Source organism: Affinirhizobium straminoryzae (assembly GCF_007004135.1).
Lineage (GTDB): Bacteria > Pseudomonadota > Alphaproteobacteria > Rhizobiales > Rhizobiaceae > Neorhizobium > Neorhizobium straminoryzae.
This window is the reverse complement of the sequence record NZ_VJMG01000007.1, coordinates 66,417-82,710: the sequence shown is the minus strand read 5'-3', so window position 1 is coordinate 82,710 and position 16,294 is coordinate 66,417. Positions and strand designations below refer to the sequence as shown.

14 protein-coding genes are annotated in these 16,294 nt (G+C 62.8%); 13 read left to right on the top strand and 1 reads right to left on the bottom strand.

Going from position 1 to position 16,294, the window contains the following annotated elements; all coding sequences use genetic code 11:
* Positions 1-307 precede the first annotated feature (307 nt).
* The 3 genes from FNA46_RS02755 (at position 308) to murJ (ending at position 5,896) form a co-directional block, all read left to right on the top strand.
* Positions 308-1,297 (top strand): helix-turn-helix domain-containing protein, encoded by a 990-nt coding sequence (locus FNA46_RS02755; RefSeq protein WP_142880812.1) that lies wholly within the window; start codon positions 308-310, stop codon positions 1,295-1,297.
* A 196-nt stretch (positions 1,298-1,493) separates the two neighbouring features.
* Positions 1,494-4,331: a [protein-PII] uridylyltransferase gene (locus FNA46_RS02750; protein WP_142880811.1), complete on the top strand. Its 2,838-nt coding sequence runs from the start codon at positions 1,494-1,496 to the stop codon at positions 4,329-4,331.
* The gene (gene murJ / locus FNA46_RS02745) at positions 4,328-5,896 is read left to right on the top strand and encodes a murein biosynthesis integral membrane protein MurJ (RefSeq protein WP_142880810.1); all 1,569 of its coding nucleotides are present in this window, start codon (positions 4,328-4,330) and stop codon (positions 5,894-5,896) included. Before FNA46_RS02750 ends, murJ begins: the two co-directional genes overlap by 4 nt.
* Here murJ and FNA46_RS02740 read toward each other — a convergent pair whose 3' ends face one another.
* On the bottom strand, positions 5,897-6,340 hold the full coding sequence (locus FNA46_RS02740; protein WP_142880809.1) for a YcbK family protein: 444 nt from the start codon (positions 6,338-6,340) through the stop codon (positions 5,897-5,899).
* A gap of 359 nt (positions 6,341-6,699) precedes the next feature.
* Here FNA46_RS02740 and FNA46_RS02735 point away from each other — a divergent pair, with 359 nt between their 5' ends.
* The 10 genes from FNA46_RS02735 (at position 6,700) to FNA46_RS02690 (ending at position 16,262) form a co-directional block, all read left to right on the top strand.
* Complete coding sequence (locus FNA46_RS02735; protein ID WP_142880808.1) at positions 6,700-8,298, top strand: peptide ABC transporter substrate-binding protein; 1,599 nt, start codon at positions 6,700-6,702, stop codon at positions 8,296-8,298.
* 61 nt (positions 8,299-8,359) lie between these two features.
* Positions 8,360-9,283: an ABC transporter permease subunit gene (locus tag FNA46_RS02730; RefSeq protein WP_142880807.1), complete on the top strand. Its 924-nt coding sequence runs from the start codon at positions 8,360-8,362 to the stop codon at positions 9,281-9,283.
* The gene (locus FNA46_RS02725) at positions 9,276-10,400 is read left to right on the top strand and encodes an ABC transporter permease (RefSeq protein WP_142880806.1); all 1,125 of its coding nucleotides are present in this window, start codon (positions 9,276-9,278) and stop codon (positions 10,398-10,400) included. The genes FNA46_RS02730 and FNA46_RS02725 overlap by 8 nt, the downstream gene beginning before the upstream one ends.
* Positions 10,401-10,411: 11 nt before the next feature.
* A complete protein-coding gene (locus FNA46_RS02720) occupies positions 10,412-12,013 on the top strand; it encodes an ABC transporter ATP-binding protein (protein WP_142880816.1) in 1,602 nt (533 codons plus the stop codon).
* A gap of 125 nt (positions 12,014-12,138) precedes the next feature.
* The gene (locus FNA46_RS02715; RefSeq protein WP_142880805.1) at positions 12,139-12,540 is read left to right on the top strand and encodes a VOC family protein; all 402 of its coding nucleotides are present in this window, start codon (positions 12,139-12,141) and stop codon (positions 12,538-12,540) included.
* A gap of 204 nt (positions 12,541-12,744) precedes the next feature.
* Complete coding sequence (trpS, locus tag FNA46_RS02710) at positions 12,745-13,809, top strand: tryptophan--tRNA ligase (RefSeq protein WP_142880804.1); 1,065 nt, start codon at positions 12,745-12,747, stop codon at positions 13,807-13,809.
* Between the two features lie 112 nt (positions 13,810-13,921).
* Positions 13,922-14,413: a universal stress protein gene (locus FNA46_RS02705; protein WP_142880803.1), complete on the top strand. Its 492-nt coding sequence runs from the start codon at positions 13,922-13,924 to the stop codon at positions 14,411-14,413.
* 111 nt (positions 14,414-14,524) lie between these two features.
* Complete coding sequence (locus FNA46_RS02700; protein ID WP_142880802.1) at positions 14,525-15,091, top strand: NifU family protein; 567 nt, start codon at positions 14,525-14,527, stop codon at positions 15,089-15,091.
* Positions 15,092-15,098: 7 nt separating this feature from the next.
* On the top strand, positions 15,099-15,758 hold the full coding sequence (tsaB, locus tag FNA46_RS02695; protein WP_142880801.1) for a tRNA (adenosine(37)-N6)-threonylcarbamoyltransferase complex dimerization subunit type 1 TsaB: 660 nt from the start codon (positions 15,099-15,101) through the stop codon (positions 15,756-15,758).
* A gap of 9 nt (positions 15,759-15,767) precedes the next feature.
* Complete coding sequence (locus tag FNA46_RS02690) at positions 15,768-16,262, top strand: GNAT family N-acetyltransferase (protein ID WP_142880800.1); 495 nt, start codon at positions 15,768-15,770, stop codon at positions 16,260-16,262.
* Positions 16,263-16,294 lie beyond the last annotated feature (32 nt).

The following is a 16,294-nucleotide window of genomic DNA, read 5'->3' as shown; positions in this document are numbered from 1 at the left end:
TCCCCCACAAGGGGGGAGACAGAACAAGGCAACGCCGCCTTCCGCGGAAAAGGCTCTCGGGAGGCATTTCTGTCTGCCGGACCCTATCCCCGTTTTGAAGGTGACCAGCGGCATGAAGCGGTGGCATCCGGGTCTCCCCCCTTGTGGGGGAGATGGCGGCAGCCAGAGGGGGATTTTTCAGCTTTCAAACCGGGAATGATGTCTCGACAAGCTTTGCCGGGCAGGGCCTTGCATTTCTCTCCTGCGCTTCGGCCCGAACCATGCTAATGGCGACCCCGATCACGTTTCAGATCTCAAGGCGGCGCATTTGCTTTCCGTTCCCCTGCCATTCATTGCCGGTCTCGTCGTTGCGCTGATCCTCTACCGGAATCTGAAGGGTGTGGAGGCGCCGGGGTCGCGGCGCTATCTCAACGCCTTCCTCTGCCTGTATGCCCTGCAGGGCATGATCATCGGCCTGCGCTTCGGCTATGACGTCAGACCGCTGATGCTGGTGCAGCCGGTGACGGCGGCGATCATGCCGCCGCTTGCCTATCTCACATTCCGGGCGCTGTCGTCGGCGCCGGTGGCACGGCCCTTTCTGCATGCGCTGCCGCCGCTTCTGCAGGCGCTCGGTGTGGCCTTCGCGCCCTGGTTCGTGGATCCTCTGCTGCTGGTGATCTTTCTCGGCTATGGCCTTGCGATCTGGCAGCTGACCCGGCGGGAGGATATCACGGAAGCGGCGCTGCAGAAGACGACGGCAACGCTGCGGGCCGCGCGGGTGACCGCACTGCTGCTCGCCTTTTTCGCGCTGACCGATGCGCTTCTCTCGGCCTTCACGCTTGTCTACGGCAATGCCTATGTGCCGATGGCGGTGACGGGCATGAATATCGGCGCGATCCTCATCGTCGGGGCCTATTATCTCTGGCCGGAGCGGGAGGACGTGCCTGCCGACCCCCCGGTGGAGCAGGGCAGCGTCACCACGCCTGAGGACGAGGCGGCCCTGCGGCGGATCGGCGAGGCGCTGGAGGCTCTCTACGCGCAGGAGAATCTCAGCCTGGCTAGGCTGGCGCGAAAGGCCGGCATGCCGGCCCGCGATGTCTCTGCCGTCATCAACCGGGCAAGCGGACTTAATGTCTCGCAATATGTCAACAACCGCCGCATTGCAGAGGCCTGCCGCCTGCTGGACGAGACGGAGCGGCCGTTGACTGCCGTGATGTTCGATTGCGGCTTTGCCACCAAGTCCAATTTCAATCGCGAGTTTCGGCGTGTCACCGGCACCAGCCCGTCGCAGTGGCGCGCCGCGCGCCGCAAGGTGTGACCCTTTTCACGATGGTCAGCGGCACCTTGCGAAAAAGGGAGGCTGGTTTGCCGCAAAAGGACTTGGCAGCCGGATCGAAAGGGCCTGTAAAGGGATTGGCGGCAGTCTTTCACTCCACGATCCTCCAGCGGATTTGACTGGGCAAGATCGTTGAGAACAGGCTATAGCCCCCTCGGCGGGTGAGCGGCAGGACGACATGGCAAGACACGAGATCGATTTTTCCGAACTTCTGGACGTGGAGGCGCTCGGCCGCGAATGCGATGCGATTGCCGCCGGCGGCGCTGCCCGCCTGCTGGAGGTGCGGGCAGCCCTCCTGCCGGTCCTGAAGCGCGCCAATGCCGAGGCACGCGACAAGGCGCGTGCACTTCTGGCCGAGGAGGGCAGCGGCCTGAATTGCGCCGAGCGGATTTCCTGGGTGCAGGATCATCTGATCAAGATCATCCATGCCGTCGTGGTACGCCACATCTATCCGAAGGCCGGCCCGCGCATGGCGGTCACGGCAGTCGGCGGCTATGGGCGCGGGACGCTGGCGCCGGGCTCCGACATCGATCTTCTGTTTCTGATGCCGCCGCGCAATGCCGAGGACGTGCGCAAGGCCGTGGAATTCCTGCTCTATGTGCTCTGGGATCTCGGCTTCAAGGTGGGCCATGCCACCCGTTCCGTCGATGAATGCATCACGCTCTCCAAGCAGGACATGACGATCCGCACGGCGATCCTCGAAATGCGCCTCATCTGCGGCGAGGCGGCCCTGGCGAACGAGCTGCAGTCCCGCTTCGAGGCGGAGGTGGTGCGCAACAGCGGCCCCGATTTCATTGCCGCCAAGCTGGCCGAGCGTGACCTGCGCCACCAGAAGGCGGGCGATACGCGCTATCTGGTCGAGCCCAATGTCAAGGAAGGCAAGGGGGGCTTGCGCGACATCCAGACCCTGTTCTGGATTGCCAAGTATCATTACCACGTGCGCGATGCTGCCCAGCTGGTGAAGCTCGGCGTCCTGTCGCGCCAGGAATGGCGGCTGTTCCAGAAGGCCGAGGATTTTCTCTGGGCGGTGCGCTGCCAGATGCATTTCCTCACCGGCAAGGCCGAGGAGCGCCTGTCCTTCGATATTCAGCGCGAGATCTCCGAAAGCCTCGGCTATCACAACCGGCCGAACCTCTCGGCTGTCGAGCGCTTCATGAAGCACTATTTCCTGGTCACCAAGGATGTGGGCGACCTGACCCGGATTCTCTGTGCCGCACTGGAAGAGGAACAGGCAAAGCCAGCACCGGGACTGACAGGCGTCATTACCCGGTTCCGCAAGCGCGTGCGCAAGATCCCCGGCAGCGCCGAATTCGTCGAGGACCAGGGACGCATCGCGCTCTCCGATCCCGAGGTTTTTCGCCGCGATCCCGTCAGTATCATCCGCCTCTTCCACGTCGCGGATCTGCACGGGCTGGAATATCACCCTGATGCGCTGAAAGCCGTCACCCGCAGCCTCACCCTCATCAATGACGAGCTGCGCGAGAATGCGGAAGCGAACCGGCTGTTCTTGTCGATCCTGACGTCGCGGCTCGAACCGGCGCTGACGCTGCGACGCATGAACGAGGCGGGCGTGCTCGGCCGCTTCATTCCCGAATTCGGCAAGATCGTCGCGATGATGCAGTTCAGCATGTACCACCACTATACAGTGGACGAGCATCTGATCCGTGCCGTCGAGGCTCTGTCGGAAGTCGACAAGGGGCGTTGCGCCGAGGAACATCCGCTCGCCAACAAGCTGATGCCCCATGTCGAGGAGCGCGAGGCCCTCTATGTCGCGGTGCTGCTGCACGACATCGCCAAGGGCCGGCAGGAGGATCACTCGATCGCCGGCGCGCGCGTGGCCCGCAAGCTGTGCCCGCGCTTCGGCCTGAAGCCGAAGCAGACGGAACTTGTCGCCTGGCTGATCGACCAGCATCTGCTGATGTCTATGGTCGCCCAGACCCGCGATCTGCACGACCGCAAGACCATCACCGACTTTGCCGAGAAGGTGCAGTCGCTCGACCGGCTGAAGGCCCTGCTGATTCTGACGATCTGCGATATCCGCGCCGTCGGCCCTGGCGTGTGGAACGGCTGGAAGGGTCAGCTGCTGCGCACGCTTTACTACGAGACCGAACTGCTGCTCTCCGGCGGTTTTTCGGAAGTCTCCCGCAAGGAGCGGGCCAAGGCGGCGGAGGAGGCGCTTTCGCTGGCGCTTTCCGACTGGAGCCAGAAGGACCGCAAGACCTATTCGCGGCTGCATTACCAGCCCTATCTGCTTTCGGTCGCCCTGGAGGATCAGGTGCGGCATGCGGGCTTCATCCGCGAGGCGGACAAGGCAGGCCACGCGCTCGCCACCATGGTGCGCACCGACAGCTTCCGCGCAATCACCGAGATCACCGTGCTGGCGCCGGACCATCCGCGCCTCCTGTCGATCATCGCGGGCGCCTGTGCCGCAGCCGGCGCCAACATTGCCGATGCACAGATCTATACGACGACCGATGGGCGCGCTCTGGACACGATCCTGATCAGCCGCGAATTCCAGGACGACGAGGACGAGTTGCGGCGCGCCGGCACCGTTTGCCGTATGATCGAGGACGTGCTGGCCGGCAAGAAGCGCCTGCCGGAGGTGATCGCCACCCGGGCGCGCGCCAAGAAGAAGAACAAGACGTTTACCGTCCACCCCTCGGTCACCATATCCAACACGCTCTCCAACAAGTTCACCGTCATCGAGGTGGAGGGGCTGGACCGCACCGGTCTGCTCGCCGACATGACCGTGGTGCTGGCCGATCTGTCGCTCGACATCCATTCGGCCCGCATCACCACCTTCGGCGAGAAGGTGATCGATACCTTCTATGTGACGGATCTGGTCGGCCAGAAGGTCACCAACGAGAACCGTCAGGGCACCATCGTGCAGCGATTGAAGACGGTGATCACGGAACAGGAAGATGAATTGCGCCGCGGCATGCCCTCCGGCATCATCGCGCCCGATCCCGTGGCCGTCTCCCGGTCGCAGCCGAAGAAGTCGCGAGCCGAAGCATGAGCCTCGTCAAGAAATTCGCCACCGTTGGCGGTGCCACGCTGGGCAGCCGTGTGTTCGGCTTCGCCCGTGAAACGCTGATGGCGGCGGCCCTTGGCACGGGGCCGATGGCAGACGTGTTCTACGCCGCCTTCCGCTTTCCCAACCTGTTTCGCCGCCTGTTTGCCGAAGGCGCCTTCAATGCCGCCTTCGTGCCGCTCTTTTCGAAGGAGATCGAGGCAAACGGGGTGGAAGGCGCCAAGCGGTTTTCGGAAGAGGTGTTTGGCGTTCTCTTCTCCGCGCTGCTGGTGATCACCATCGTCATGGAACTTTCCATGCCGCTCCTGGTGCGCTTTATCATCGCGCCGGGCTTCGCCGACGATGCGGACAAGACATCGCTCACCATCCGCCTTGCGGCGGTGATGTTTCCCTATCTCATGTGCATGTCGCTGACGGCGATGATGAGCGGCATGCTGAATTCGCTGCATCATTTCTTCGCCGCCGCCATCGCCCCGGTCTTCCTCAATCTGGTGATGATCAGCGCGCTGTTCTATGCGCTGTGGACCGGGACCGATCCGCTGACGACGGCCTGGTATCTCGCCTGGAGCGTTCTTGTTGCGGGCATCCTGCAGCTTGCCGTGGTCTATGTCGGTGTCTTGAGAGCCGGTATCAGCATCCGTTTCCGCATGCCGCGCATGACGCCCAACGTGAAGCGCCTGCTGGTGCTGGCCATTCCGGCCGCCATGACCGGCGGCGTTACACAGATCAACCAGATCATCGGCCAGGCGATTGCCTCCTCGAAGGAGGGCGCGATTGCCGCCCTGCAATATGCCGATCGCATCTACCAGTTGCCGCTCGGCGTCGTTGGCGTGGCGGTCGGCGTGGTGCTTCTGCCGGAACTGGCGCGCGCGCTGAAATCCGGCCACATGAAGGAGGCGGCAAGCATCCAGAACCGCTCGCTGGAATTCGTGCTGTTCCTGACGCTGCCGGCGGCCGGCGGATTGTGGATCCTGTCGGATGCCATCATTCGCGTGCTCTACGAGCGCGGCGCCTTCACGGCGGACAACACCACGGTGGTGGCTTCGATCCTCGCCATCTACGGCCTCGGCCTGCCGGGCTTCGTGATGATCAAGGCGCTGCAGCCCGGCTTTTATGCGCGCGAGGACACCAGGACCCCGATGCGCTTCACGATGATCTCCGTCGTCATCAATTCAGGGCTGGCAATCACGCTCTTTCCGCTGATTGCCGAGCGGGGCATCGCCACTGCGGAGGCCGCGGCCGGACTGATCAACACGGTGCTGCTGTTCACCACGCTGCTGCGTCGTGGCGATCTCGTATGGGAATGGGCGCTGGCGAAACGCGCCGCCCTGCTGCTCGTGGCAACCGGGGTGATGTGCGCGGCGCTTACCTATGCGCTTGGCCATGCCAGCCCCTGGCTGGTGCCGGGTACGCCGCTGCTGTACAAGGTCACGGCCCTGTTTGTGCTGATCGGCATCGCCATGATCGTCTATTTCGTCGCGGCCTTTGCGATCGGCGGTGCCGATCTCGGCATGATCCGTCGCAACCTGAAGCGCAAGCCGAAAGGCTGATCAGCCTTCCCGTCCAGCGCGTCCGCAATAGGCCCAGCGGCGTTTCGGGCCGACATCGACATGGATGATGCCGTTGCAGTAGCGGCCGATCCCGCCGATGCCGGGGGCTGTCTCGGCGGCTGCGATGATCGCCCGGTCGGAAACGCCGGGCACGCGTATGTCGGCCGCCAGGCAATCGCTGTGCTGGGAGCCCCCGGCGCGCGGCCGGTGCCCGGAGGTGACGACAGGCTTGTGGCCGGTCTTCTCGCCGATATGGGCGAGGATCGCCTCCAGCTTCTCGGGAAAGCACTCCGTCTTCACGCTGACCCGCTGCACCGTGTAGGCGGCGCGGTAATCATGCTTGAACAGGTTGGCGCGACGTTTTTTCACATTGGTCGCGTCGTCCGCCAGGACGGACGAGACACTCAAGACGCCAGCCAGCGCGACGCAGAACACCAAGCGCATGCAATGCTCCTTCCTTCTCACCCGACGGTGCGGGCGACTTCTGATGAAGGGAGCATTTCGTTTCTGAAAGTGACCTCAGTAGGGGCAAATTTGCTCAAAACTATGATTAATGCGCCTTGAATCCTAAGATCTGTTAACCAATACGTCTTTCCGTCCCGCCCTCGATATCGCTGCTGCTCCTGATTGTGGGGGATGTGGAAAATCCAGGATGGTTGCGACAACATGTCCAAATGCGCCAGTTTGATGCCGCAAAAATGCCAGCATATTGTCGAAACCGTTTACGCTCCTATTGTCTTGCGGGCGCTTTTGGCGTTTGTGCGGTCTCCGTACCCATCCACTGGGGGAAGGATAAAAGAAAAATGGTTCTCATGAAGACGAAACTGGCAACGACAATCTTGCTTGGCTCACTGCTCCTTGGCTCCAGCCAGGCGCTCGCCGAAGTGGTGCTGCATCGCGGCAATTCGGGCGAACCGAAGTCGCTCGACTATGCGCACATCTCGATCAACATCGAGGGCTTTGTGATCTACGACCTGTTCGAGGGTCTGGTCATTCATGACGCCAAGGGCGCGATCGCACCGGGCGCCGCCGAAAGCTGGAAGGTTTCCGATGACGGGACCGTCTACACCTTCAAGATCCGCGACAATGCCAAGTGGTCGGATGGCTCGCCGGTAACGGCGGAAGACTTCCAGTTCGCCATGCGCCGCATCGAGAACCCGAAGACGGCCGCCGAGTACGCGAACCTGCTTTACCCGATCAAGAATGCCGAAGCCGTCAACAAGGGCAAGGCCCCGGTTGAAGATCTGGGCGTGAAGGTCATCGACGCCAAGACGCTGGAAATCACGCTGGAGCGCCCGACGCCCTACTTCCTGCAGCTTCTGTCGCACTATACCGCGCTGCCGATCAGCAAGGCCAATTACGAGAAGTTCGGCGACCAGTTCGTCAAGCCTGGCAACATGGTCTCGAACGGCGCGTTCAAGCTGCAGGCCCATGTACCGAATGACTCGCTGACCGTCGTGAAGAACGAGAGCTACTGGGATGCGGCCAACGTCAAGATCGACAAGGTAATCTTCTACCCGATCGAAGACGCGGCTGCTGCCGTCCGTCGTTTCGAAGCCAAGGAACTCGACGTCACCTACAACTTCTCCGCCGACCAGATCAAGCGCCTGCGCGCATCCTACGGCGCCCAGGTTCATGTCACGCCGTCGCTGTCGACCTATTACTATGCCTTCGACATGCGCCAGCCGCCCTATGACGACATCCGCGTCCGTCGCGCGCTCTCCATGGCGATCGATCGCGACTTCCTGTCGAGCGAAATCTACAAGGGCGCGCAGCTGCCGGCCTATTCGCTCGTTCCCGATGGCATGGAAGGCTATGGCAAGCCGCCGCAGCCCGACTTCGCCGCGATGTCGCAGATCGACCGCGAGGACAAGGCTGTCGAGCTTCTGAAGGAAGCCGGTTACGGCAAGGGCGGCAAGCCGCTCAACATCGAGATCCGTTACAACACCAACACCAACCACGAGCGCGTCGCAACCGCGGTTGCCAACATGTGGAAGACGGCGCTCGGCGCCAATGTGTCGCTGGTCAACCTCGATGTGGCCTCGCACTATTCCTACCTGAAGGAAGGCGGCAAGTTCAACGTGGCGCGTGCCGGCTGGGCTGCCGACTATGCGGATCCGGAAAACTTCCTGGCGCTGAACGTCAGCACCAACAAGACGTTCAACTATCCGCACTACAACAATCCGCAATACGATGCGCTGATCAAGCAGTCGTACGAGGAGCGTGATGTGGCCAAGCGCATGGAACTGCTGCGCCAGGCCGAAACCCTGCTCGTCAACGACCAGCCGCTGGCGCCGCTGATGGGCACTGCCGATCTGTGGCTCGTCTCGGACAAGGTTCAGGGCTGGGTCGACAACGCCACGAACAACCACCTGTCCAAGTTCCTCAGCGTTTCCAAGTAACGTTCTCTGGAGAATGGCGCGCGTCGAACGGAAATGTTCGGCGCGCGTCTATTATTTGACCATGATCAACTTCGTTCTGCGACGACTGGCGAGCGCCGTGCCCACGGTGTTCCTCGTCATCACGATTTCCTTCTTCCTGATGCGCTTTGCACCGGGCGGCCCGTTCGATCTCGAACGCCCGCTGCCGCCGGAAACCATGGCGAACATCATGAAGACCTACCAGCTCGACCAGCCGCTGTGGATCCAGTACATCCACTATCTCGGCAATGCCGTCCGCGGCGATTTCGGTCCGAGCTTCATCTACAAGGACAATACAGTTGCGCAGTTGATCGCGCAGGCGCTGCCCTATTCCGTGCAGATCGGCTCGACGGCACTTCTGATCGCGCTTGTCGGCGGCGTTATTCTGGGCACCACCGCTGCCCTTCGCCAGAACGGCATCATCGACATCGCCCTGATGTCTGTCTCGACCGTCGGGATCACGGTGCCGACCTTCGTGATGGGCCCGGTTCTCACCTTGATCTTCGCGCTCATTCTGGGCTGGCTGCCGGCCGGTGGCTGGGGGGATGGCTCGTTCCGCCAGCTGGCGCTGCCAATCACGGTTCTGGCGCTGCCGCAGATCGCCATCATCGCGCGCCTGACGCGCGGCTCGATGATCGAGGCGCTGCACACCGACCATATCCGTACCGCCAAAGCCTATGGCCTGCCGTCGCGCGTCGTCGTCATCACGCACGCGCTGCGCGGTGCGATGCTGCCGGTCGTCTCCTATCTGGCGCCGGCGGCCGCCGCGCTGCTGACCGGCTCGGCCGTGGTCGAAAGCATCTTCACCATTCCGGGCATCGGTCGTTTCTTCGTGCTCGGCGCGCTGAACCGCGACTATCCCCTGGTCATGGCCACCGTCGTCATCGTCGCGGTGTTCGTGATCGTCTTCAACCTGCTGGTCGACATCGCCTATGGCCTCCTCGACCCGAGGGTCCGCCATGACTGATACCTCCAAGACAACCGCAAAGACGGTCGAGGGCCGCAGCCTCGGCCAGCTCGCCTGGCTCCGCTTCCGTCGCAACAAGGCGGCGATGGGCGGCCTGTTCATGCTGTTCTTGATCGCGCTCTTCTCCTTCGGCGGGCCCTTCGTGGTGTCGCACCAGTATGACGAGGTCTTCCCGTCCTATGTTTCGGTGCCGCCCAGCCTGAAGCCTCTTCCGGAAACCGCGACGCTGAAGGACGTGGCGGATGCAACGGCCAAGCGCGCGCGCCTGACGCTGGACAGTTTCGAGGTGAGCAACGGCACCTTCATGGTCAAGGTGTCCTCGGCAAGCCCGATCGATCCGCGTACCGTCCGCTATTTCGACCGCGTCAACGAGTTCAAGGACACGCAGGTCAAGGAAACCGCGCCGGACCAGCTGTCCATGGTTCTGACCGGCCGCGTAGCGCAGGAATATTTCCCCTTCGGCACCGACAGCAATGGCCGCGACCTCCTCGTGCGCGTGATGCTCGGCGGCCAGATCTCGATTGCCGTCGGCCTTGCCGCTTCGCTCGTCTCGCTCGGCATCGGCGTCGTCTACGGCGCGACTTCCGGCTATCTCGGCGGGCGCATCGACAACGTCATGATGCGCGTGGTCGAGATCCTCTATTCGCTGCCCTTCGTCTTCCTCGTCGTGGTGATGGTGGTCTTCTTCGGCCGTTCCGTGGTGCTGATCTTCGTCGTCATCGGGGCGGTGCAATGGCTGGAAATGGCCCGCATCGTGCGCGGCCAGACGCTGTCCCTGAAGCGGCGCGAATTCGTGGGCGCCGCCCAGGCACTGGGGCTGACCGACTGGCAGATCATCCGCCGCCACATCATCCCGAACACCATCGGCCCGGTCATCGTGTTCGTCACCGTCGTGGTGCCGCATGTGATCCTGACGGAAAGCTTCCTGTCCTTCCTCGGCCTCGGCGTCCAGGCGCCGCTTGCCAGCTGGGGCACGCTGATTTCCGAGGGTGCCGCCAACATGCAGAACGCGCCCTGGCTTCTCATCTTCCCCGCGACCTTCTTCGTCATCACGCTGTTTTCGCTGAATTTCGTCGGCGACGGCCTGCGCGATGCGCTCGACCCGAAGGATCGCTGACAATGGCTGACATGAACGACGCAAACAGCACCGTACTGACGGTCAAGGACCTCAAGGTTAATTTTTCGACGCCGGATGGCGAGGTTCAGGCCGTCAAGGGCACCAGCTTCTCCGTGAAGAAGGGCGAGACACTGGCCATCGTCGGCGAATCCGGTTCCGGCAAGAGCCAGACCATGATGGCGATCATGGGTCTGCTCGCCGCCAACGGCAAGGTGTCCGGCTCCGCCCGTTACGGCAATACGGAAATGATCGGCGCCGATCTTGGCCGGCTGAACGCCGTGCGCGGCTCGAAGATCACCATGATCTTCCAGGAGCCGATGACCTCGCTCGATCCGCTCTACACGATTGGCAAGCAGATCGCCGAGCCGCTGGTGCACCATCGCGGCATGGGCAAGCGCCAGGCCCGTGCCCGCGTGCTGGAGCTTCTGAAGCTGGTCGGCATTCCCGAGCCGGAGCGCCGTATCGACAGCTATCCGCATGAAATGTCGGGCGGCCAGCGCCAGCGCGTGATGATCGCCATGGCGCTCGCCAACGAACCGGACCTGCTGATCGCCGACGAGCCGACCACGGCGCTCGACGTGACGATCCAGGCGCAGATCCTCGATCTGCTCGCCGATCTGCAGAAGCGCTTCGGCATGGCGATCGTGCTGATCACCCACGATCTCGGCGTGGTGAAGCACGTCGCGGACCGCGTGGTGGTGATGCGGCGCGGCGAGATTGTCGAACAGGGTACGCGCGACGCGATCTTCGAGCATGCGCAGCATGACTATACGAAGATGCTGCTGGCCTCGGAGCCGAGCGGGTCGAAGGCGGCACCGCCCGCCAATGCGCCGGTCATTCTCGAAGGCCGCAACGTGACCGTCGATTTCGAGATCGGCTCCGGCATCCTGTTCAAGACGAGCCGCAAGTTCCGCGCCGTGGACAGCGTCAATGTTACGCTGCGCCAGGGCCAGACCATCGGCATCGTCGGTGAATCGGGGTCAGGCAAGTCGACGCTCGGGCGTGCGCTGCTCCGGCTTCTCGAATCGGATGGCCGCTACCGCTTCGACACCAGCGATATCTCGCTGCTCGACCGCAAGGCCATGCGTCCCTTCCGCCGCCAGATGCAGCTGGTGTTCCAGGACCCCTACGGATCGCTGTCGCCGCGCCAGACGGTGGGCGAGATCATCACCGAAGGGCTCTACGTGCACGAGCCGAACCTGACCAAGGCCGACCGCGACAAGCGGGCGATCGAGGCGCTGAAGGAAGTCGGCCTCGATCCGGCGGCCCGCAACCGCTATCCGCACGAGTTTTCCGGCGGCCAGCGCCAGCGCATCGCGATTGCCCGTTCGATGATCCTCAAGCCGAAGGTGGTGATCCTCGACGAGCCGACCTCCGCGCTCGACCGCTCCGTGCAGCGGCAGGTGATCGAACTTCTGCGCGACCTGCAGCAGAAGCACGATCTCTCCTATGTCTTCATCAGCCACGACCTGTCGGTCATCCGGGCGATCTCGGACCATGTGATCGTCATGAAGAGCGGCAGGATCGTCGAGGAGGGGCCGACGGACGACATCTTCGAAAGCCCGGCGCAGGATTATACCAAGGCTCTGATCGCGGCTGCCTTCACGCACTGACCGTGGCTCTCCCTTGAGGCATGTAAGCGCCCGGTTCCGGCATACGGAGCCGGGCGTTTTTCGTGGAGGATGTTGCATGATCCGGTTCGCCATGCACTCTTTGACCGTCAACCCGGAGACCTGCCATGTCGGCCCAATCGCTGTTTCTCGTCACCCTGATCGTCGATGACTATGATCGCGCCAAGGATTTCTATTGCGGCATCCTGGGCTTCGACTGCGTGTTCGACAGTCCCCTGCCGGAGGCGGGCAAGCGCTGGGTGGTCGTCAAGCCGAAGGGGGCGGAGGGGGCCAGCCTTCTGCTCGCCCGTGCCGATGGCGACATGGAACGGGCGGCGATTGGCAACCAGACGGCCGGTCGCGTCAGCTTCTTTCTAAAGACGGATGATTTTTCCCGCGACCATGCCGCCTATCTCGCCAAAGGCGTGCGCTTTCTCGAAGCGCCGCGTCATGAGCCCTATGGCACGGTTGCCGTCTTCGCCGATCTCTATGGCAATCTGTGGGATCTGATCCAGCACGCTGCCGCCTGAGCACCGCGGAGACCGGAGGAAGTCTTGTACTGGATTTAATCCTGTCCTGTTGTCCGCAAGTCACTTGATCGAACGCGCTCTGCCATGCTTGATGCGCCGCGTAAAAACCCTGGCCTTAAGGGGCGGGACGCGGGAAGATCGTCACCCTTTCCGATGCCTCGTTTCCGAACGCCTGTGGCCCTCCACCAGCCTATCGAGGATGCGATGAACACCTTCTCCCCGCTCGTCTTTTCGGGCGTCCAGCCCACCGGCAATCTCCATCTCGGCAATTATCTCGGCGCGATCCGCAAGTTCGTGGCGCTGCAGGAAAACAACGACTGCATCTATTGCGTCGTCGATCTGCATGCCATCACGGCGCAACTGGTCCATGACGATCTGCGCGGCCAGATCCGCTCGATTGCCGCCGCCTTCATCGCGTCGGGCATCGATCCGGTGAAGCATATCGTCTTCAATCAGGCGGCCGTGCCGCAGCATGCGGAACTCGCCTGGGTGTTCAATTGCGTCGCCCGCATCGGCTGGATGAACCGCATGACGCAGTTCAAGGACAAAGCCGGCAAGGACCGCGAGAATGCCTCGCTCGGCCTGCTCGCCTATCCGAGCCTGATGGCGGCCGACATTCTCGTCTACCGCGCGACCCATGTGCCTGTTGGTGACGACCAGAAGCAGCATCTGGAACTGGCGCGCGACATCGCCCAGAAGTTCAACATCGACTTCCAGGACAAGATCCGCGCCACCGGCAAGGGTGTGGACATGGTCGTTGGCGAGGAGCCGATCCACGGTTACTTCCCGCTGGTCGAGCCGCTGATCGATGGTCCGGCGCCGCGCGTGATGTCGCTCCGCGACGGTACCAAGAAAATGTCGAAGTCTGATCCGTCGGATCTGTCGCGCATCAACCTGACGGACGATGCCGACGAGATCCTGAAGAAGATCCGCAAGGCGAAGACTGATCCGGACGGCCTGCCGTCGGAGGTGGATGGCCTGCAGGGACGTCCCGAGGCGGACAACCTGGTCGGCATCTATGCAGCCCTTGCCGACAAGACGAAGGCCGAAGTGCTTGGCGAATTCGGAGGCCAGCAGTTCTCGGTCTTCAAGCCGGCGCTTGCCGATCTGGCCGTGCATGTGCTCTCCCCGATCAGCGCGGAAATGCAGCGCCTCTTGGGCGACACCAGCCATATCGACGCCATCCTTCGCGATGGTGGCGAGCGGGCCGGTGCCCGCGCCGAAGCCGTGATGAAGGACGTGTTCGATATCGTCGGCTTCCTGCGCTGATTGCAACGCCACCCAAATCTCTGCCCGTCGATCCCCGCAGGGATCGGCGGGTTTTCATTTTGCGGCTTTCGTATAAGTTCGCGCCAAGGCGTTTCGAGACAGGGGAGCGATCATGGTTTCAAGACGGCTTTCACGGCTGGAGGGGCACCGGCGCAAGTTCATGGCCGTCATCGATGGCACGCCGGAATGCGAGAAGGCCGTGCATTATGCCGGCCGCCGCGCGCAGAATTCCAATGGCGGCCTCGTCCTGCTCTTCGTCATTCCTGAAGGCGATTTCCAGCAATGGCTGGGTGTCGAGCAGATCATGCGGGCCGAAGCGCGCGAGGAGGCGGAGGCCGTGATGGCCAAGGCCGCCCAGAAGGTGCGCGAGACGATCGGCATCGATCCGGAAGTGGTGATCCGCGAGGGTACCGCGAGCGACGAGATCAATGCCGCCATCGAGGAAGACCGCGATATTGCCATTCTCGTTCTGGCTGCCGGCTCCACCAAGGAGGGCCCCGGGCCGCTCGTCACCTCGATTGCCGGACGCGGCAGTGCCTTTCCGATACCCGTCACCGTGTTGCCGGATACGTTGACCAATGACGAAATCGACGCACTCTGCTGAGTGCCCTTGACCTTGCGCTGCCAAGAGCGCACTTGAATGCAAACCTGATCCGGACTATCTTCTTTGGAAGAATTCTAAAGTGGTGCCATCACGGCGCCCAGGAGCCCGACGATGTTCATTCAGACAGAAGCCACGCCGAACCCGGCAACCCTCAAGTTCCTGCCCGGCAAGGTGGTGATGGACAAGGGAACGGCCGATTTCCGCAATGCCGACGAAGCGCAGGCTTCGCCGCTCGCCGCCCGCCTGTTTTCCATTCCGGGCGTCACGGCCGTCTATTTCGGCTATGATTTCGTGACGGTCACCAAGGAAGCGCAGGAGTGGCAGCACCTAAAGCCGGCGATCCTCGGTTCGATCATGGAGCATTTCATGTCCGGCCAGCCGGTCATGGGCGGCAGCGCAAGCCTTGCCGAGATGACCGACGAGGAAGGCGAGTTCTTCGAGGATCAGGACGAGACGATCGTCGCGACCATCAAGGAACTGCTGGAAACCCGCGTGCGCCCGGCCGTTGCCCAGGATGGCGGCGATATCACCTTCAAGGGTTTCCGTGACGGCACTGTCTATCTCAACATGAAGGGCGCCTGCTCGGGCTGCCCGTCGTCGACGGCCACGCTGAAGCATGGCGTGCAGAACCTGCTCAAGCATTTCGTGCCGGAAGTGCAGGCAGTCGAGGCGCTCTGATTTCATCATGAAGATCCTCGCCATCGATACGGCCGGGGTGGATTGTTCCGCCGCGGTCCTCGACGCTTCGACAGATGTGCTGCTGGCGAGCGTGACTGAACGCATCGGCAAGGGCCATGCGGAGCGGCTGATGGCGATGATCGAGGAGGTGCTGGCGACAGCCGGCCTCTCGCTGCATGATCTCGACCGCGTGGCCGTGACGATCGGCCCCGGCTCGTTTACCGGCATCCGCGTCGGTGTCGCCGCTGCCCGCGGCCTGGCGCTTGCGCTTGGCATTCCCTCGGTCGGGGTCACAACGCTGGAGGCTCTGGCGCAATCGCATCTTGCCGCGCATCCGGGAGAGCCGGTGATCGCCGCCATGGATGCCAAGCGCGACGAGATCTATGCGCAGGCCTTTGACGGGCAGGGGGAGCCGCTTGGCGAACCCGCAATCCTGACGCTTGAGGGACTGAGCGAACTCGCCGCCCGTCATGGCGCTGCTGTAATCGGCACGGCGGCGGTCTTGGTCAGCGGGCTGCCAGCCTCCGGCGAACCGGATCGTTTCGATATCGCCATGGTGGCGCGGATCGGTGCAAAAGCGAAAGCTGAAATGTCGCGCCCGAAACCGCTTTACCTGCGCGGTCCGGATGCTAAACCGCAGGACGGTTTTGCCCTTGCACGTGCCTGACGATTCGGAATGTTCGACGATTACCTGACCTGGAAGCCCTTCTTCGATATCGTGCCCATGCAGGATGGAGACTGCCCGCCGGCCTCCGAACTGCACGGCCAGCGTTTTTCGCGCCAGTGGAGCGCCGAAGAGGTGGCGAGCCTGCTGCACCAGAACGGCGTGTTCGGCTTTTCCGCCCTGCAGTCCAATGCCTTCTTCAGCCGGCCGCTGGGCGGCTTCGTGCTGTCGCGCGAGGCGGCCGGCGAGGCGGAAATCCTCACCATCGCGGTATCTGAAAAGGTGGCGCGCTCCGGCCTCGGCTGGCGGCTGATGCAGGCCGCCCTGCGCGAGGCGCAGGATCGCGGCGCCGAATCGATGTTTCTCGAGGTGGACGAGGTCAACCAGCCTGCGGTCGGCCTCTACCGGCGGCTGGGCTTTGAGCAGGTGGCAAGGCGCCCGGCCTATTATGCGGCGGCAGATGGAACGCGAACCGCGGCGCTTGTCATGCGGCGCGATCTTCGCTAGTCCGTTCTCTTTATAGACTGCAATGCAAGGCC